Annotated in this window: 16 protein-coding genes; 14 read left to right on the top strand and 2 right to left on the bottom strand. The window is 50.5% G+C overall.

The features are described from left to right. The first annotated feature begins 197 nt into the window (after positions 1 to 197). The 14 genes from B9A32_RS19885 (at position 198) to B9A32_RS19820 (ending at position 17,906) form a co-directional block, all read left to right on the top strand. Positions 198 to 2,255, top strand: coding sequence for a sigma-54-dependent Fis family transcriptional regulator (locus B9A32_RS19885; RefSeq protein WP_084071716.1), 2,058 nt, complete (start codon positions 198 to 200; stop codon positions 2,253 to 2,255). 619 nt (positions 2,256 to 2,874) lie between these two features. Further along, positions 2,875 to 4,008, top strand: coding sequence for a Coenzyme F420 hydrogenase/dehydrogenase, beta subunit C-terminal domain (locus B9A32_RS19880; RefSeq protein WP_084071715.1), 1,134 nt, complete (start codon positions 2,875 to 2,877; stop codon positions 4,006 to 4,008). A 92-nt stretch (positions 4,009 to 4,100) separates the two neighbouring features. Beyond that, positions 4,101 to 6,050: a thiamine pyrophosphate-dependent enzyme gene (locus B9A32_RS19875; RefSeq protein WP_232367248.1), complete on the top strand. Its 1,950-nt coding sequence runs from the start codon at positions 4,101 to 4,103 to the stop codon at positions 6,048 to 6,050. Positions 6,051 to 6,074: 24 nt separating this feature from the next. Continuing rightward, positions 6,075 to 6,674: an indolepyruvate oxidoreductase subunit beta gene (locus B9A32_RS19870; RefSeq protein ID WP_232367247.1), complete on the top strand. Its 600-nt coding sequence runs from the start codon at positions 6,075 to 6,077 to the stop codon at positions 6,672 to 6,674. Positions 6,675 to 6,714: 40 nt separating this feature from the next. Next, positions 6,715 to 7,896, top strand: a complete 1,182-nt coding sequence (locus B9A32_RS19865; RefSeq protein ID WP_170923928.1) for an iron-containing alcohol dehydrogenase — start codon at positions 6,715 to 6,717, stop codon at positions 7,894 to 7,896. Positions 7,897 to 7,928: 32 nt separating this feature from the next. Next, positions 7,929 to 9,194: an iron-containing alcohol dehydrogenase gene (locus B9A32_RS19860; RefSeq protein ID WP_084071711.1), complete on the top strand. Its 1,266-nt coding sequence runs from the start codon at positions 7,929 to 7,931 to the stop codon at positions 9,192 to 9,194. 10 nt (positions 9,195 to 9,204) lie between these two features. Then, entirely contained in the window at positions 9,205 to 11,040 is a 1,836-nt protein-coding gene (locus tag B9A32_RS19855; RefSeq protein WP_170923927.1) for an aldehyde ferredoxin oxidoreductase family protein, read from the top strand. Further along, complete coding sequence (locus B9A32_RS19850; RefSeq protein WP_084071709.1) at positions 11,037 to 11,315, top strand: MoaD/ThiS family protein; 279 nt, start codon at positions 11,037 to 11,039, stop codon at positions 11,313 to 11,315. The genes B9A32_RS19855 and B9A32_RS19850 overlap by 4 nt, the downstream gene beginning before the upstream one ends. Positions 11,316 to 11,452: 137 nt before the next feature. After that, positions 11,453 to 12,259: a (Fe-S)-binding protein gene (locus B9A32_RS19845; protein ID WP_084071718.1), complete on the top strand. Its 807-nt coding sequence runs from the start codon at positions 11,453 to 11,455 to the stop codon at positions 12,257 to 12,259. Next, a complete protein-coding gene (locus B9A32_RS19840; RefSeq protein ID WP_084071708.1) occupies positions 12,259 to 13,686 on the top strand; it encodes a LutB/LldF family L-lactate oxidation iron-sulfur protein in 1,428 nt (475 codons plus the stop codon). The genes B9A32_RS19845 and B9A32_RS19840 overlap by 1 nt, the downstream gene beginning before the upstream one ends. Then, positions 13,686 to 14,351 carry a LutC/YkgG family protein gene (locus B9A32_RS19835; RefSeq protein WP_084071707.1) on the top strand — a complete coding sequence of 222 codons (666 nt, stop codon included), beginning with the start codon at positions 13,686 to 13,688 and terminating at the stop codon, positions 14,349 to 14,351. Before B9A32_RS19840 ends, B9A32_RS19835 begins: the two co-directional genes overlap by 1 nt. 166 nt (positions 14,352 to 14,517) lie before the next feature. Beyond that, positions 14,518 to 15,285 (top strand): SDR family NAD(P)-dependent oxidoreductase, encoded by a 768-nt coding sequence (locus B9A32_RS19830; protein ID WP_084071706.1) that lies wholly within the window; start codon positions 14,518 to 14,520, stop codon positions 15,283 to 15,285. Positions 15,286 to 15,339: 54 nt separating this feature from the next. Next, the gene (locus B9A32_RS19825) at positions 15,340 to 17,283 is read left to right on the top strand and encodes a thiamine pyrophosphate-dependent enzyme (RefSeq protein WP_084071705.1); all 1,944 of its coding nucleotides are present in this window, start codon (positions 15,340 to 15,342) and stop codon (positions 17,281 to 17,283) included. Further along, a complete protein-coding gene (locus tag B9A32_RS19820; RefSeq protein ID WP_084071704.1) occupies positions 17,283 to 17,906 on the top strand; it encodes a 2-oxoacid:acceptor oxidoreductase family protein in 624 nt (207 codons plus the stop codon). Before B9A32_RS19825 ends, B9A32_RS19820 begins: the two co-directional genes overlap by 1 nt. A 109-nt stretch (positions 17,907 to 18,015) precedes the next feature. On the opposite strand, the gene B9A32_RS19815 is transcribed toward B9A32_RS19820, so the two are convergent. Continuing rightward, a complete protein-coding gene (locus tag B9A32_RS19815) occupies positions 18,016 to 18,711 on the bottom strand; it encodes an IS630 family transposase (RefSeq protein ID WP_139795906.1) in 696 nt (231 codons plus the stop codon). A gap of 272 nt (positions 18,712 to 18,983) precedes the next feature. Continuing rightward, positions 18,984 to 19,931: IS1380 family transposase (locus B9A32_RS19810; RefSeq protein ID WP_139795786.1), on the bottom strand; the 948-nt coding region annotated here is incomplete at its 5' end.

The raw sequence follows: 19,931 nt of genomic DNA, 5'->3' as shown, positions 1-19,931 counted from the left end.
ATTGACCTCCTTTCGCATTTGTATGTTATGGGAATCATTATACCGCGAATGGTGATTCAACAAAACCTTTTTGGTTCTGGCTTGTCCAGGTTAGGATATAAATATATTAAGTAATTAATCAGCGCCGAAAACAGGTCGAAAAAAAATGGTTTGTTTTTTGAAGCGTTTTGTTTGGAAAGTGTAATTGATGGGATTGAATGATGGTAAAAGATTTGAATACGAAATCAGATGCTTCGATTTCCAGTATCTCAGCCTCCGATCCTTTGTGTGGCCTGAGTAGTGAATGGGAGCAACTATTCCATGGCGCACCGGTGGGTTTGGCCATTATCGATCAACAGTTGCGGTATCTTCATGTGAATAAGGTGCTGGCAGACAATAATGAAAAGTCTGTTGAAGAGCATATCGGCCGTCCTGTCTTGGAAATAAATTTTGAAATCGCATCGCAGATAATCCCTTTCCTGCTTCAGACAATAAAAACCGGCCAGGCTGTGCTGAATGTTGAATTTGATAATTCGATCCGGGGCAGGGTTGGAGAGAAGCAACAGTGGCTTATGAACTGTTGCCCAATAAGGAACGAAAAAGGGGAGGTTACACGCATTAGTGTGGCCACCATGGATGTTTCAGAGGTCAAGCAGGCGCAGGAAACCATGGAGAAAAAGCTGGAATTCGAGATGTTAATTTCTGAGCTGTCTTCAACATTTATCAATTTACCTGCCAGCCAAATCTCTGGTGTAATTAAAAAGGGCCTTGAATTGATTGCTGAATTCTTAAGTGTCGAGCGAAGCTCCCTTTTGGAGTATTCGGAAGACAGGAAAATGCTGACGCTTACACACTCGTGTCAAGCGCCTGGTCTGCCAAAAACACCTGTCAAGTATATCAGTAAAGATTTTCCCTGGTTCTCACGCGCAATAATCGAAGGCAAGATTATCTCGCTGCCCCGCATTTCTGATGGCCTGCCGGCAGAAGCGAAGTTGGAAGAGAAGTATTTGAACAAGATGGGCATCAAATCCCATCTAAGTTTTCCTTTAAATCTGGGGGGCGATTTTCTGGGAGCGCTTTCTTTTGATTCTGTGAAGGTTGAACGACAATGGCCCGATGCTCTGGTTAATCGGCTGAAACTTTTCGGGGAAATTTTTGCCCATGCATTGGCGCGAAAACGATCAGAGCTGGAACTTCGGGATGCCTTCTCAAAAATAAAACAATTAAAAGACCAGCTTGAAGTCGACTACACGTATGTCCGAGAAGAAATTAAACTGGAGCACAACTTTGAAGAGATTGTTGGAAAAAGCGATGAGCTTAAATACGTTCTCGGAAAGGTAGAGCATGTTGCACCTACCGATGCGACGGTCCTTATACTTGGTGAAACTGGGACGGGTAAAGAGTTGTTTGCCAGGGCTCTTCATAACGCCAGCCAGCGCAAAGACCGACCAATGGTTAAAGTGAATTGTGCTACATTACCGTCGAATCTTATCGAAAGCGAGTTGTTCGGGCACGAAAAAGGCGCGTTCACCGGTGCCCATGCTAAAAAAGTGGGTCGTTTTGAAATTGCCAATGAGGGAACCTTGTTTCTGGATGAGATTGGCGAGTTGCCGCTTGAATTACAGCCAAAGCTATTAAGGGCGCTCCAGAATGGAGAGTTCGAACGTCTGGGCGGTTCCAGGACAATAAAGACAAATATCAGGGTGATTGCAGCCACCAACCGGGACCTGGAAGATGAAGTTAAAAACGGTAGATTCCGCATGGATCTATTGTATCGGATAAATATTTTTCCCATCACCGTTCCATCTCTCCGGGATCGTAAAACAGACATTCCCCTGCTCGTTGACTGGTTCATAAATAAATGCAGTAAAAAGCTGGGAAAATCAATTAAGGTGATCCCTTCCAATACAATGCGGGTACTTAAAAAGCATAGCTGGCCCGGTAATGTAAGGGAGTTGGAAAATGTAGTTGAACGGGCCATCATTTATACGAAGGGCTCTGAATTGCTTTTAACAGAAAAACTGGGGTTCGGTGTTTCCCCTGATTGCATTGAGAAAACAAGTAAAAAGACTCTTTTGGAGATTGAACGTGATCATATTCTCAAAATTCTCGAAGAAACTTATTGGAGAATTGAGGGGAAAAAAGGGGCTGCTGTGATCCTCGGCCTGAATCCAAGTACCCTCCGCTCTCGAATGAGAAAACTAAAAATTTCCAAGCCAGAACCTGGTGCGACAGCACACTCTTTTCATGGGTTCAATCAAAACCATTATATGTAGCGATTTTTCTCTTATTTCACGGCTTACTATATCCTTTCCAATCCTTGGGCTGAATCCAATTACTCCCCCCCGTTCCCGAACAAGAAAATTAAAAATTTTCTTGTTCTTATGGTTGTGATTGGCGTTTCACCCAGAAGGAAGGAAATAATTTTTCCAGTCTATTTCATTGCTCTCCGACTCGCCTTCCCAAATCTGTTATAATCTGAATAAATCGAAGTGTCCTTGATATACAGCATATTCTGTTAAATATAACAGTTTTTTATACGCCATTGCCATCTGTTTCTACAAATCAAGATGGATCAATTTCCCATACATTACAATTTGTTAATAAAACTGTCCATCGTAAGCTTACCATTGGCACAAATATTGAATATGATATTAACATACGGCAATCAAAGTAATTTTGTTCCATGGTATGGGTTTTAATATCTACCACGTTTTGGCCATACCGTGAATGCGACTCGATCCAAATGGAGACGGAGTGAGCATGAATTGTAAGATGAGCCCACAAACCGAAAAAGCAAGTGATATGGACGGAGAGAATTTTAATAAAAATATTCGTCATAAAAAAGCTATTATCCAAGTCAGGTGAATCATTTTGGCATCAGGAGTATAATTTATGGAATCCACAGCTTCTAATGAAGTCGTCAGAGATGTTCAGCAGAACGGATTGTGCACGGGATGCGGCGCGTGCGTGAATCTTTGCCCTTACTTCAGAAACCACCGGGGCAAGACCATCCGGCTGTTTGAATGCGACCGCACATGGGGTCGGTGCTATGCCTATTGCCCCCGCACGGAGGTCAATTTAACAAATTTGCGGAAAAAATTGTTCCAAGCGGACGACTTGACAATGGAATTGGGCGCCTTTAAGGGGCTTTATATGACCCAGGCTGGAGATGAGACTGTGCGAAACGCTGCCCAGCACGGCGGGACGGTAACCGCGCTTATGAAATTGGCGCTGGCGGAAGGAATCATCGATTCTGCGGTGGTGGCTGGTGATAACGACCAGCAGGTGGCCTGCCCAGAACAGGTGGACGGCCCGGATCAGGTGGGCAGTTATTCAAAAAGCAAATTCATTCTTCCCCCGACGGTGGGCAAGCTCAACGAGGCCCTCAAAGGCAAGGCTGAAAAGATCGGCGTTGTGGCCGTTCCCTGCCAGGCCCAGGCCATGGCCAAAATGCGAGTGAATCCGGGCCCCAGTGATGCTGGGAATATGAGCAAGCTCAAGCTGGTGGTGGGGCTGTTCTGCGGGTGGGCGTTTGACGGGTCTAAACTAAGGGAATTGCTGGGAAAAGAACTGGGGAATACCGCCATCACCGGGATGGACATTCCGCCCAGCAGGCACAAATGTATGGAGGTCTCAACGGAAAACGGGATGGTGTGCCTTCCCATGCATGAGATTCAGACCTGTGTTGCCGATGGCTGCGGATATTGTATTGATATGACCTGTGAATTTTCCGATATATCGGTGGGGGCGGCCCGAAGCCCGGAAGGCTGGGATGTCGACAAAGAATGGAACCAGGTAATTGTGCGCAGCGCATTGGGACAAACGCTTATGGATCTGGCACGGGACAGGGGCATCCTCAATTTCAAGGAGGTGCCGTCTGGAAACCTGGAGAAGCTGCAGAACGCTTCCATGAAAAAGAAAAGGAGCTGTCTTGCATATCTTGCCGAAAAAAGCGGCCGGGAAGATGATTTTATTTTTTTAAGCAGTGAGGATCCGCTGATCCGGAGAATCAGGGGGCTTGAGTAAATTTTCAAATTCCGTGAATTGTCCTGTGAAATTGAGAAATCAGACGGCTGTGATCAGACGGCTGTGGATAGCCATGATAACTTTAGGGAGACATGATGACAACATTGAATACGGGCCGCAAGGGAGAAAAGATGCTTCTTATGGGCAACGAAGCGATTGCAAGGGGGGCTTTGGAGGCAGGGGTAAATGTGGTTACGGGGTATCCAGGAACGCCCTCCTCAGAGATTATTGATCGCCTGTCCAAGGCTGACAGAGAACGGAACCTGTATGTGGAGTGGTCTGTCAATGAAAAGGTCGCCACAGAGGTGGCCGCCGCCGGATCCTTTGCCGGTCTTCGGTCCATGGCCGTGATGAAAATGATGGGAGTGAATGTGGCGTCCGACTTTCTGATGCACCTGGTCATGACCGGCACCAGAGGTGGTCTGGTTCTCGTCTCAGCAGAAGACCCCGGCGCCATTTCCAGCCTTACAGAAGGGGAATCGCGGTACTATTCTAAATTCCTGGAGTTCCCGCTTCTGGAGCCCGGCGGATTCCAGGAAGCAAAGGATATGACAAAATGGGCCTTTGAACTATCCGAAAAAATAAATAATATCGTTATGCTGCGCACTGTTACCCGCATCTCACACGGAAGCGGCAACGTGGTTCTGGGGGAGCTTCCCGAGACATCGCCCCGCGCACATTTCGAATTTAACGGCACCATTCTCGATGAACAGACAGGCCCAATTCTCACAGTGCCGGGACCCTTTGCCGTTAATCTTCATGCCCGTCAGCAGAACAAGCTCCAGGCGGCGGCCAATCTGTTCGAAGATTGCCCGTTCAACACCTATGAGGGGCCCGAAAATCCAGAGTTGCTCATCATTACCAGCTCCGTTTGTCATTTGTACTGCATTGAGGCCGTGGAGCTCGTCGACGCACCGGACAGGGTAGGCATCCTGAAGCTCGGGACGACCTGGCCCCTTCCTGCAAAGTTCCTTAAAAAGCACATGCAGCGCACCGAACGTATTCTGATTATTGAAGAGGTTCTTCCCTTTCTGGAAGAAAACATACAGGTCCTTGCCTGTCAGCTGGGCGCGGAATTCGCGGCAAAGAAATTTCATGGCAAGGGCGACGGCACCATGGACAAGGTTGGTGAACTCAATCCGACCCTGGTGGCCGGGGCCCTTTCCCGGGTCCTCGATTTGGCGATGGAAACGGTATCCGTGGATTACAGCGAAAATATCAACAAACAGGCCGTGGATAACGCACCGGACCGCATGTTGACCTTTTGTCCCGGATGCCCGCACCGTGCCTCCTTCTGGTCGATCAAACGGGTGCTTGAATTGAACAACCAGCAGGGCTTTGTATGCGGTGATATCGGGTGCTACGGAATGGGTATGCTGCCCTGCGGTTTTGAAACAGTGAAAACGGTTCATTCCATGGGGTCCGGAACGGGGCTTGCCAGCGGATTCGGGAAGTTGGGTCAGTTCGGAATGGACCAGAAGGTGTTATCGGTATGCGGGGACTCCACGTTTTTCCACACGGTCATGCCAGCCCTGGCCAATGCCATTCACCACCGGGCCGACATTACGCTTGTGGTGCTCGACAACAGCGGAACCGCCATGACCGGCTTTCAGCCGCATCCGGGTTTGACCATAAAGGCATCCGGCACCGAACTGCCGGCCCTGGACATCCCGAGCATCTGCAGGGCAATGGGGGCAAAGGTCCAAGTGGTTAATCCTTTTGATGTTGAAAATGCGGAAAAAGTACTTTTGAAGACGATTGAGGACCCGGACGGTGTCAAGGTTGTTGTGATGCGCCAGATTTGTGCCTTGAGCCCGGAAAAAAAGAGTAAAAAGCAGTTTGAAATACAGGTGGACGAGAACGTTTGCATTGGAGAAGAGTGCGGGTGCAATCGGTTGTGCACCCGGGTTTTTAAATGCCCCGGGCTTGTCTGGGATGGAGAAAAGAAAACATCCAAAATCGATGCGGTCCTCTGTGTTGGATGCGGGGTGTGCCACTCGATTTGCCCCTCCGGAGCCATACAGAGAAAGGAGATTGCTTAGGTCATGAAACAAACAACACTATCTATGGATCCATATAACCTTATAATCACCGGCGTCGGGGGGCAGGGAAATGTGCTGGCATCCCGCCTCATCGGCAACATGCTCTCGGAACAGGGGTATTACATTACCATTGGAGAATCTTTCGGGGCTGCACAGAGGGGGGGAGCGGTGGAAAGCCATATCAGAGTTTCTGCCCAAAGAACCTATTCCCCGCAAATTCCAAAGGGAAAAGCCCACATGGTGGTCGCCCTTGAACCCACCGAGGCGATTCGAATTTTGAGGGATTATGGCAATCCCGGAGTGAAAGTCCTTAGCAATATGCGGCCAGTTTATTCCATGGGGGTTATATGCGGTGAGCAGAGCTACCCGTCGACGGAAAAGATAAAAGAGTGTATCACGGCGTCGTCCAAAGCGTCCTGGTTCGTCAATTCCACGGATGAAGCCCTGAAACTTGGCAACCCCATATTCGGCAACATTATTCTGATCGGTGCCCTTGCCGGAACAAACGCTCTTCCTTTGGATCATAAATCATTTGAGAAAGCCCTTTTACAGAGGATGAAACCCGATAAAATAGATGTAAATCTGAAAGCGTTTGATATTGGGAAAGAAATGACTTCAGCCTAAACAAATGAGACCCTTTTACCAGCTATTTCAGGAGATTCAAATGGAATTATTTGAGGCTAACCAGAAAATGGAATTTTATTGCCCAACTAAAATTACTTTCGGGCCCCACACGTCTTTGTGCATTGCGGAGGAAGTCAAGGCCTTTGGAGGGACAAAGGTTCAAATCGTAACCGACAAGATATTGATGGACTTGAACATCATCCAGCCGGTTTTAAAAGCACTGGATGCCGCGGAAATTCCCTATGTCATTTTTGATGGCGTACTGCCGGATGCGCCGGCAAGGATCATGTGCCAGGCGTTGGAACAGTTCAACGCCGAAGGTTGCGATCTCGTCATCGGGTTTGGTGGGGGGAGCTCTTTGGATACCGCCAAGGCTGTCTCACTCATGGTCACCAACGGCTCAAACCTTGAAGAGATGATTGGCTTTCACAGGGTAACAAAAAGAGGCGTGCCAAAGATCCTGCTGTCCACCACCACGGTTGGCGGTGCGGACGTGGGATTTGCCATCGCATTGCTTTTGGACGAGGTGTCACAAAAACACGGTATAATCGTCAGCAACTACGCCATGCCTGATCTTGTGATAAACGATCCGTTGCTGACCATGACGATGCCGCCCAATATTACGGCCGATACCGGCATTGACGTCCTGGTAAACGGCATCGAAGCGCTGGTTTCCACATCGGCGAACCCATTTTCCGATCTTTATGCCGAAAAAGTGATCTCTCTGTGCGCTCAATATCTTCCATCGGCATTTGTCAAAGGGTCTAACCGGGACGCCCGGTATCATATGGCCCTTGCTGCCTCCATGTCCGGATTGGCTTATATGAGTGCCCTGTTGGGAGCCGTACACGGCTTTTCGTATGTCATTGCTGCTGCAGGCAATCTTACACATGGCCGCTCACTCGCGGCAGTGCTTCCCCATGTCATGCGCTTTAACCTTGCCCAATGCCCGGAAAAATTCAGCCGGATTGCCGCCCTGATGGGGAAGGAGATCAAAGGGCTGTCGACTGTGGAGGCCGCCAGGCTTTCTGTTGAAGCTGTTGAGGAAATACTGGATACCCTCGGGGTATCTTATCGGTTGCGTGACTACGGCATAGGGAAACAAGATATACCCAAACTGGCAGAAATTGCCATGGAAGAAACAAAGGAAATTTTTTTACCGACCAATCCGAGAGACTATACGGTCGGTGACATAGAGCAGATTTTTAAATCTGCCTACTAGCTAAGAAAACTCTAACAAAGGAGATAATAATTATGGGACACTGGTTTGATGATCCGACACTGAGGGCGCTTTTTCCCCTGGCCCAGTCCCCGGGCATCCGGGGATTGCTTACCATTTTCAACACTCCCAAGTTCTATATCGGAGCCCATGTCTTTCCGGAGGGGCCTGTCCTGGGGCCTTCCACCATCGATGCCTTTGGCCGGTGTGAGAAACGGCGAGCATTTCTGGTCACAGACGAGTTCAACGAGCCAAACTGCAAAAAAATCACCCGGTTTCTCGAGATGCACGGCTTCACCACCATGGTCTGGCCGGGTGTCCTTCCGGAGGCGCCGCTGGACAGCATCGAAGCTGGCGGTGACGCCATGAAGGAATTTGAGCCTGACCTGATCATGGCCGTGGGAGGGGGATCGGTTATCGACACCGCCAAGATGTCATGGGTCCTTTATGAAAAACCGGAGTTGAAGAGTATTTCCGAAGTCAATCCGCTGCTTATCCTCAACCTGAGGAAAAAGGCGATGCTGGCCGCGGTTCCCACCACCAGCGGTACCGGTGCTGAATGCACCATAGCAGCCGTTGCCCACGATACGGCTGCACATCGCAAGCTTCCCGTCGCCAATGATGAACTGGTGCCGGACGTCGCCATTCTCACGCCGGATTTCACCATGTCCATGCCCCCCAATCTGACGGCTGGCACCGGGCTTGATGTCCTTGCCCATGCGGCTGACGCCGTTACGGCGCCCTCCTCCCACGAGTTCACCGAGCCGCTGGCACTGAAATCCATCGAGATGGTTTTCGAGTGGCTCCCCCTGGCGTTCCGGAAAGGAGATGACCGGGAGGCCCGTCTTCGAATGGTAAAGGCCGCCAGCATCTGCGGTATCGCTTTCGGACAGAGTGCCGCACATCTCACCCACGCTTGGGGGCACGCCCTGGGTTCGGTTTTCAATGTACATCACGGTGTGGCGGTGGGGTTGTTCATTCCGCATTCACTACAGTTTAATCAGAAAGTAACGGACAAGCATTTGGCCATCTGCAAAGCCCTGGACATCCCGGCCCCGAGCGCAGAGGAGGGGCTGAGTAACCTGGTGGAAGCGGTGCGGAAACTGATGATCAGTATGGATTTGCCCCTGACGATAAAGGATTTGGGGATTTCCGAAGAGACGTTTGAGGAAAAACTGCCCCAGCTTGTGGAGTTATCCTTCGGCGACGTATGTGCGCTTATTGGCCCCAGGCCTGTCTCGGCCAGCCAGTGTGAGAAAATTATGAGATACGCCTATGAGGGCAAAGACATTGATTTCTAAGGAGGCAATCATGAAGGGATATCACGGCAAATTATTGGAAGTTGATCTGACCAACCGAACCTTGCGGGACCTCTCCCTCTCAGAGGCGTTTTGCAGGAAATATATCGGCGGTGCAATGATGGCTGCCGCACTTGTATATGACCGCGTAAGCGCCGACATCGACCCGCTTTCACCTGAAAATCCGCTGGTCATGGCACCCGGACCGTTGACCGGTTCACCCGCCCCCATGGTCAGCCGTTATGCGGTGTGCGGCATCTCCCCATTGACCGGCATCTGGGGCGAGGCAACCAGTGGCGGGGTCTTTCCCATTCGCCTGAAAGGTGCCGGATGGGACGGCATCATCATCACCGGCAAGGCAGACAGTCCTGTGTATCTCAGCCTTGCCGACGGTAAAGCCGAAATACGGGATGCCGCTGCCCTATGGGGCAAGAACAGCTATGAAACCCAGCGGCTGATCAAAGAAGAGCTACAGGGTAACAAGGTCAGCGTCTCCTGTATCGGCAGGGCTGGTGAACAACTGATCAAGTATGCATCCGTTATGAACGATGAGGGGCGGGCTGCCGGCCGATGCGGCATGGGCGCCCTCATGGGATCCAAAAACCTCAAGGCGGTGGCAGCTTCCGGAAACAGGCGCCCTGAGCCAGCCGACAAGAAAGAGATCAACAAGCTTGCCAAACAGGCGGTAAAAGACATCAATGGCGATATGAATGCGGTGCTCATACGCGAATACGGTACCCTCGGGTATATGGACATCGGCATGGTGCTGGGCGATACCCCCACGAAATATTTCACCAAAAGCGTCTTTCCATCAAACGAGGTGTCCGGCCAAACCCTGCGGCAGAAATATGCGGTAAACAACTACGCCTGCAGGGGGTGCCCCATCGGCTGCGGCAGGGAGCTGAAGAACTACAAACCGGATCTTGATGTAGACGGGCCGGAGTATGAAACCGCTGCTGCCTTCGGACCCCTTTGCATGAACAACGACCTGGATTCCATCATCGAGGCCAATCACCTGTGCAACGTCCATGGCATTGACACCATATCCACTGGTGTCTCTGTAGCCTACGCCATGTATCTTTTCGAGAAGGGGGTGGTGACCAGAGACCAGGTCGGCTTCGAGCTCAATTGGGGCGACGGTAAAGCGGTCGTAAAGCTGGTGGAGATGATCATCAACCAGGAGGGCATTGGGGTATTGCTCTCCAAAGGCGTCCGGGCCATGGCAGAAGAACTTGGAAGAGATAAAGAGGAAGCTGCCCATACAAAAGGTCTTGAAATGCCCATGCATGACGTAAGGGCCTTTCACGGCCAGGTGGTCTCCCACGCCACCAGTCCCCGAGGTGCCTGTCACTGCAAGGGGGAATATTTCGGTGTGGAGTTGGGTGGTGCGGTGGAGGAATACAATATCCTTCCGGGCGATCGGCTCAGCTCCCAGGGCAAAGGGGAGTCCGCAGCCAAGTTCCAAAGCTACAAGGATTTGTTCAATTCCCTTACACTGTGTAATTTCGCGCCTCTAAAAGTGCCTCAAATCTGCGGTCTCCTGAACGCCCAGACGGGGTGGAACCTTGGTCCTGAAGAGCTTCTCGAGGCCGGAAACCGCTCCATCACAATCAAACACGCCCTGAACAATAAGCTCGGATTGTCCAGAGAGCAGGATACCATGCCGAAGATATGCCTAGATGCGCTTGATGAAGGCACCACCGCTGGCGTTGAACCCGACATGGACATGATGCTCAAAGAGTATTATCAGTACCGCAAATGGGACTGGGAAAGTGGCAAGCCGACACCGGAAGCGCTGTCTGAACTGGGCCTGGACCATATAGCCGAAGAGATGTATCCGCGAACATGAATGTTACGGTTGTATTCCATGGCCCACTTTCAGGCTGGCTAGGAGTGGAACGGGCGTCCTTCAAGCTGTGTGAAGGCGCCCTGCTCACAGACCTTCTGACGGAAATCGCCGGGAGATTCCGTCAAAGAATGCCAGGGCCTTTGTGGAAAGACAAAGAAAACAAATTTAACGATCGCGTTCTGGCCTATACCGGCCGTCAGCAGATAAAGAGGCCTGAGACCCTCCTTGCCGACAAACAGGAAATCACGTTCTACTTGATGGTTGCCGGCGGATAAACAAAGGGCCGAAAAAGGGCCGCAATCATTGACATCTTTCAGCGGTCGTCATAACGGTGCCGTTCTATCCGGTCTGCCGATGGAAAACGATGCGCCCGTGGTGGGCCGGAATTCGGCTAAAAAAAAAGGAAAAAACCATGGTACAAGACAGATCTTCAGTACCCCGACCAACGCAGGTAGGCCTGTTTGTCACCTGCCTGGTTAATTTAATGCGCCCATCGGTGGGCCTTGCCGCGATAGAACTGCTGGAACAGGCTGGCTGCGTTGTAGAGGTGCCGCCCGGGCAGAGCTGTTGCGGCCAGCCCGGATACAATTCCGGGGATATCGAAAATAGCCGGAAACTGGCCAGACAGGTCATTGCGGCATTTGAGGCGTTCGACTACGTGGTGGTTCCGTCTGGTTCCTGTGCCGGCATGATTGCCCATCATTACCCCAACAGCCTGTTTGAAGGCGATCCTGACTGGGCCCAGCGAGCCCGGAACCTCGGTGCGAAAACGTTCGAGTTGATGAGTTTTTTAACGGATGTCATGAATTTTGTCCCGGAACAGCCGCTTTACGATTTAAGTGAACGTCACGTAACATACCATGATAGCTGTTGCGGCCTGCGAGAGATGAAGGTCAAGGAGCAACCGCGCCAACTGCTGAAAAAAATCTGTAACATCGACATCGATGAAATGGAAGAAACCGAAGAGTGTTGCGGATTCGGTGGCAGTTTCAGTGCCAAGATGCCCCAGATCTCGGCCCGACTTGCAGATAATAAAATTGAAAACGCTGAAGCAACGGGGGCAGATCTATTGCTGGGCGGCGATTTAGGCTGTCTCCTGCATCTCTCAGGTCGCCTCAGGCGCCAGGGCAAAACACTCAAGGTACACCACGCGGCTGAAATCCTTGCCGGCCAAATCAACGGCCCGGCAATCGGAGAGATCGTAGAGGAGGAGCAGTAATGGAAGTACGCACCCAGGAGTTTGCCACAGGGGCTTCCGATGCCTTGGCCGACCAGCAGCTTCGGACAAATCTCAGGAAGTTCATGACAATTCTGAAAACCTTGCGAAAACAGGTCTCCAGCGAGGTTGTCAACTTGGATGAACTGCAGCAACGCGCCAAGGATGTAAAAAACCACGCGCTTGAAAATCTGGATTACTACCTTGAGCTTTTTGAAACCAAGCTTTCGGAAAACGGCGGCAGGGTCCACTATGCCCAGACCCCTGAAGATCTCAATCAGATTGTGATAGAGATCTGCCGGCGCGTAAATGCCAGACACGTGGTCAAGGGCAAAACGATGGTGGGCGAAGAGACTGCCCTTAATGAAGCGCTGATCAAGGCCGGTCTCGACGTGGTGGAGACGGATATGGGTGAGTACATCGTTCAGCTCGCCAATGAGCCGCCCAGCCATATCCTTGGACCCGCCGTACACAAAAATAAAAAACAAATTGCCGACCTTTTTTACAGTCACCATGATCTTGGCAATCGATCGCTGGCTGAAGTGCCAGAGATTGTAGGAGAAGCCAGGCATGTAATTCGTGAAAAGTTTTTACAGGCAGACGTGGGGATTACCGGCGCCAATGCGTTGATTGCAGAGACGGGAAGTTCCCTTCTGTTGACAAATGAGGGAAACGGTGATCTGTGCAGCACGCTTCCAAAGGTACATATCGTCGTCACCGGCATCGAAAAGCTGGTGGCCAGCCTGGAAGATGCCAGCGCCATGTTGCGGGTGATTGCCCGCGGTGTTGTGGGGCAGTCAATGGCCTGCTACACGTCGATCTTTACCGGTCCTCGCGAGGGTGCACAGGATGCGGGTCCAGAAGAGTTCCATGTGGTGCTTCTGGACAACACCCGGAGCGAGCTGCTTGGCAACGAATTGCGTGACATACTCCGCTGTGTTAAATGTTCGGCTTGCCTGAATCATTGCCCCATTTACGGCCAAATCGGTGGGCACGCCTACGGTTGGGTTTACTCTGGACCGATGGGATCGGTGCTGACCCCACAGCTGGTTGGCATGGAAAAGGCAACCGATCTATTCAATGCCTGCACCAGCGACGGTCGCTGTGCTGAGGTCTGTCCCATGGTCATTCCATTGCCGGACTTGCTGCGCAAGCTGCGGGTACGGCAATGGAACCAGAACCGATTGAAACGCACATGGCGCTGGGGCCTGCTCATGTTTATGTTGACGGCACGATATCCCCGTATTTTCAAACGCCTGTCAAAGTTAGGGGTTCGGGTGCTCAACCTTCTGGGCGGGGGCCGCGGCGCCCTCAACTCCCTTCCCATCAAAAGCGGCTGGACCGACGTGCGCGATTTACCAATGCCCCAGGGAGAAACATTTCAATCCCTTTGGGCCCGTCAGCTGAAACAGAAGAAAGGGGAAAGATAATGGATTTTGAGACATTCAACAGAGAAAACCGTCAAGCAATTCTAAACCGCGTACAGCATGCTCTTGGCCGCACAGGTTCTACCCCTGAGCCTCCGATCCGGCCTCAGCGACAGGTGGTGTTACCAAAGCCGGAGGCGGAAGGTGATCTCACCGCCCGGTTTTCAAAGAATCTGCAAAAGGCAGGTGGGAGCATTGTCGAGATTGCCACACCCGAAGAGATACCGGTACGAATCGCTGCCCTGCTCAATGAAAAGGGGGTACCGCTTCAGGTGGCAATGGGCAAAGATGAAGCGCTTCGCGGGGGGGATTGGCAGGCCGTGGGGCTCTCGGTAAAAAACAGCGCCGCAGGAGATCTTGACAGTGCCAGCGTCACCCGTGCATTTTGCGGAGTGGCAGAGGTCGGCAGCGTTGTGTTCTGCTCCGGTGCCGACAACCCGACTCCCAATAATTTCCTGGCAAAATATCACTTTGCCGTCCTATCCCGCAAACAGCTCGTGCCCTGTCTGGAAGATGTATGGGGACTTTTGAGGGATCGTCACCGGGCAAGAGGTTTGCCCCGCGCCGTTAATTTTATCACAGGTCCCTCCGCCACCGCTGACGTGGAAGCCACGTTGCAGGTAGGCGTTCATGGTCCCCATCATTTTGAAGTGCTGTTAACCGACTAAACAAAATGAAAAGCCCATGAATCTTTTGGAAACCTTATTTGGCCAGATCTGCTGCGTTACCAGGCGGTTGCGGTAGACTGCTACAGCGACATGTCCGGTGCCTTGCATATTCGCCAAATAAGGCTTGCGACCTTTAGGTACTACTTTTCATAAAGGGAAAAAACAGATGGAAAATATGTTTGAATTAAAGGGTAAAGTCGCAATTGTGACAGGCGGAAATGGTGGTATCGGAAAGGGGATTGTCCGGGGGCTTGCGGCTTTGGGATGTGACATCGTTGTCGCTGCGCGGAATAAAGCCAAGATTGACACTGCTGTGAATGAGGTAAAGAAAGAGTTCAATGTAAAGGTTCTGGGGGTTCAGGTTGACATGAACCGGGAAGAGCAAATAAAGGCACTTGTAGCCAAGTCCATGGACCGCTTTAACCGGATCGATATTCTGGTTAACAACGCTGGTACCGGTATTTTGAAAAGACCGGAGGATTATGAAACATCTGAATGGGATGAGATTTTATCCATCAATCTTCGCAGCGTTTTTATTTGTTCCAAGGCGGTTTACCCGGTAATGAAGCAGGCCGGTGCTGGCAAGATCATCAATATCGGTTCAATGCTGTCGATTTTTGGCGGTTCAGAGCTTGCCGCCTACGGTGCAAGCAAGGGAGGCGTTGTGCAGCTTACAAAAAGTCTTGCCGTTGCATGGGCGCCCGACAACATACAGGTCAATGCCCTGCTGCCGGGATGGATTGAAACGGATCTTGTGACGCAAGTTAAAGATGTACCCGAATTCGATGCCGCCATTATAGCGAGAACACCAGCCAACCGATGGGGGATGCCAGATGAACTGGCAGGCGCGGCTGTTTTTCTGGCAAGTCCGGCTTCAAATTTTGTGACAGGTACGGCATTGCCGGTGGACGGTGGTTATTCTGTAATGGTTTAATCCTTGGCTAACCAAAAACAGAATGAATTTGTGAAACCAAAGGAGATAAACAACATGAAAGGCTTTATAAACGGAAAGCCTGGAGACAGTGTGATGCTCATGGGCAACGAGGCCATTGCCCGGGGGGCCTTGGAGGCGGGCGTTACCGTTGCAGCGGCATATCCCGGCACCCCCTCTTCTGAGATCCTCGAGAATCTGTCCAAGGCCGCTGGAAAAATTGACGGGCTGATCGTGGAATGGTCGGCAAATGAAAAGGTGGCCATGGAGGTGGCGGCGGCCGGCTCATTTGCCGGGCTGAGATCCATGACGTCCATGAAACAATGTGGCATCAATGTGGCAGCGGATTTTTTAACCCACCTGTCTTACAGCGGCACACGGGGAGGTATGGTCATGGTGTCGTGCGACGATCCGGGCGGGCTGTCGAGTATCAATGAGGAAGAATCCCGGGCGTACGCACAGCATACGGAGATTCCCCTGCTGGAGCCAAGTGATGTTCAGGAAGCCAAGGATATGATGAAGTATGCGTTCGAGCTTTCAGAACATATACATAATATCGTCATGATCCGGAGCCTCACGCGCCTGTCGCATGCCAGCGGGCCTGTCACCCTGGGAGAGATTCTGGATGCCGGGAAGAACGCTGAATTTAAATTCGACGGTCCCCCCTTGGACCCGGACACCGGCATCATCACCACCGTACCCATGGTCTTAAAACACTCGCAGATGCAGCAAAAACTTGAAAAAGCAGTGGAGTGGTTCGAGCAAAGCCCCTTTAACGCCTACGAGGGCCCCGCGGCACCCGAATTGTTAATTGTGACCAGTTCGGTTTGTTACCTCTATAGCAAAGAGGCGCTCCACCAGCTGGAACTGAGCGATCGGGTCGGCATATTAAAGCTGGGTACGACGTGGCCCCTTCCACCCAAACTGATTGAAAAATATTTGAGAATGTCGGACAGAATCCTGGTTGTGGAAGAGACGCTTCCGTTGATGGAAGAAGGTTTGAAGGTACTTGCCATGGAGCTGGCACCTGATATTGGCATCAAACGCTTTCACGGCAAGCGGGACAACCTGCTCCCGTCCGTTGGTGAGTTGAACCCGAGCATTGTGGCCAGGGGGCTGGCGAAAATAATGGAGATGGCGTACGAGCTGGAATCCCCGGACGCCTATGTGGCGCAGGCTCAGAAAGTCGCTACGGAAAAGCTGCCGGTCCGGGACCTCGTCTTTTGTCCGGGATGTCCGCACAGGGCCTCTTTATGGTCCTTGCGCCATGCGCTCAAGCTTGATGGAAGAGACGGGTTCGGCGTTGCCGATATCGGGTGCTATATCATGGACATTCTTCCGGGGAATTATGGCACCTGCAAATCGATTCACTGCATGGGCTCAGGCATCGGTGTGGCCTCTGGTTTCAGCAAGCTGTCGAAATTCGGCATGAAGCAGCCCGTTGTCACGACATGTGGTGATTCCACCTTTTTTCATAGCGCGCTTCCGGGACTGGCCAACGCCATTCATCACAACGCCAATCTTACGATGCTCGTGCTGGACAACAGCGGCACCGCCATGACAGGATTTCAGCCCCACCCGGGACTCAATAAAGATGCGGAAGGGGAGATGGCGATACCCATAGACATCGAATCGGTGTGCCGGGCCATGGGTGCCCGGGTCGAAATCTGTGATCCTTTTGATGTGGCTCGTACCCAGCAGATCATGTTGGATATGATCGATGGCACAGATGGCGTGAACGTTTTGATCTTGAAACAGATCTGTGCGTTGAGTCCCGAGAAAAAAGCAGAGAAGAAAAATATGATGCAGGTAAATGAAGAAGCCTGCCTGGGTGATGCCTGCGGGTGCAGCCGTCTCTGTACGAGGATGTTCCGGTGTCCCGCACTGATTTGGGATCTTGAAAAAGAGAAGGCGCGGGTCGATGAGGGAAATTGCATCGGTTGCGGGGTCTGCGCCTCTGTGTGTCCCCAGAACGCCATCAGGGTAAAGGAGGAGGTATAATGGCACGAGAAAATTTGATCGCAGATCCCTACAACCTGGTTGTTGTTGGTGTGGGGGGGCAGGGCGGGATTCTCAATACACGAATTATCGGCCGAATGCTGACAAAGAAGGGGATGCGCGTCACCGTCGGGGACGTCTTCGGCGGCAATCAGCGGGGGGGCGCCGTTGTCAGTCACTTGCGGATATCGCGCCACGGCAGCTGGTCCCCGCAGATACCCAACGGCGCGGGTCATGTCGTGCTGGGAATAGAGCCAGCGGAAGCACTGCGGGTGCTTGCCACGGTTGGAAATCCACAGATTAAACTGCTGGTAAACACACGGGCCGTTCACCCGTCCAAGGTAATTGCCGGAGAGCAGTCTTATCCCACCACAGAAGAGATTCGTAATCATTGCGTGTCCCTGAGCGGGGAATCATGGGTCCTTGACGCCAGCAGCGAAGCCATGAAACTCGGAAGGGCTATATATGCCAATATGATCATGATCGGGGCCCTGGCCGGCATCGATGTGCTACCCCTTGATCGGAATGTTTTTGAAGAGACCCTGTCTGAAAACATGCCGCCGGAAAGGGTTGAAATAAATCTGAAAGCCTATGATCTGGGGAACGCGTTAATTGACAGACGATAATGGAGGTCAATCTCTACAAATTAATGTAACGAATGGAGATATGTAAAATGGATAATCCAGCGAAGTTGGACGGGCAGGCCGGTATCAGCCAAAACGTGCTAGTGCAGCGTCAAACCTTAATTTTAGGATACACAGACTTCAATTTGAAGCGTGCATCAGCGATTTTCATATGCCATTCAACACCACGCTGCCGGTGATTCACATCAGCTGACCAGGCACTGATTTCCTTCTGCAAGGTCCCAAGGTCGCCAACTCGACGACCTGAAACACACTGTCGAGTCATCGCACTCAACTCATTTTCAGCAATATTAAGCCAGCTACCGTGTTTTGGCGTATAGCAAAATTCAATCCGTCGAACCAAGTCACGAGCGCGGGCGGGTTCAAATGCCTCATAAAACGCTCCTTTCGTGTGTGTGTTTAGATTGTCACACACTAAAGTTATTTTTTCGCAATTCGCGTAACGTCCTTCAAGAATATAAGCCATTTCAAGCGCCCAATCCACTTTCGTTCGACGAGAACGAGCGATAGCTTCACGCCAGCCAGAAAGTGGTTCTGTAAACATGAAAATACTGGCTGTACCATTGCGTTCATATTCATAATCGACACGACGTGGGTGATTCTCGGTTTCAGGCATAGGCTGACGACTTTCTTTAATTAATTGAACTGGTTGCTCATCCATACAAATAACGGGATGAGACTCGTCATATGGTTTTTCATATGTTTCCAGCACTTCTTCCATATTGGCTACAAATTCAGCGTCATTCTTCGGTGGTATCACCCAGTACTGGATTTTTCGATTGTTCATACCATTTTTTTTAGTGTCTGACGTATCGTTTCATGGCTAATCCTAAAACAAGCGTGTTCATTAAAGTTCGATCGCGGACAGCTTCGATATTCTTAAAAGGATACCTTTGTAGCATAATTGAAAAAAATAAGAAAAAAAAGGGCGCAACTCTTCCTGAGAAATATTTGTATTACAATTTTTAGCTATGATCACTTGGCGCCTTCCTTTTGCTATGATTGGGCTATGACTCACCATTTCAACCCATTTGAAATGGCTGTCCGTTTATCCCTTGATTATGAAAATTCAAATTTTTTCAAAAGGAAAAGGAAATTGAAAACATGTTTCACTTGATCGTTATAGCCGACAACCCGATATATAATTTTTCTGGATTTTTTGATAATCAGACATGGAATATTAATAAAGGTACGGATGAATCGCTTAAATTCCATTTTCATAATCTGATTCCCCAGAACCCGGTAAGGCATCAACATTCCATACCATGCTTTGAGATCCCATGCCAAGGCGGCTATGACCATATAGGCCCAATTGGAATTCAGTGTGTTTGAAGGCGCTTTCAGGGCTTGAACTCCATTCTTCAACTGTTCAATGTCGTTTTCATGGTTTGCCCGATCCCGATAAAGATGAATCAATGATTCCGTACTTTTGACCTGGTCATTGGTGATATAGAAAAAAAATCGACAATCATCAAAAAGTTGTTCCTCTCCTTTTGAGACATTGATTATTTTTCTGATAGCGATCATTCGATATGATTTCTGGCATTTTCCCGGCTGATACTCAAATTCAGCAAAAAATTCGCATTCGGTCTGAAGATTTTTAAATTTTCTATTTTTTACTACCTGGGCCTTTATGTTTTCCGGTTTTTCACGTTCCTGAGTCTTTATCACCCGCTGAGGTTTATTGAACAACTGCCATTCTGTTTCTGAGATATCACAGGCTTTTTTTATCAAATTCTTTTTGGCATCCATACCAAAGATAAAGGTGCACCTTTCATCCCATCTGTCAAAATTGCCGGTCAGGCTAAAATCTGTATCCCCGCGCAGTATCACTTTTTCAAAATCAGGGCAAACAAGGTCAAGGCTTTTATCAATCCAGTGGGCTGATCCAAGGTGAGATGGCGCATTTCCTGATCGATTGACAATGTAAAGGGGTTCGCGGGTTCTATTCAATGAGACAATCAAAGGAGCATAGCCCCATATCCCTTTATAAGAAATATCCATCCC

The sequence above is a fragment of the Desulfocicer vacuolatum DSM 3385 genome (genome assembly GCF_900176365.1).
Classification (GTDB): domain Bacteria; phylum Desulfobacterota; class Desulfobacteria; order Desulfobacterales; family Desulfobacteraceae; genus Desulfocicer; species Desulfocicer vacuolatum.
This window is presented reverse-complemented; position numbering and strand designations above follow the sequence as displayed.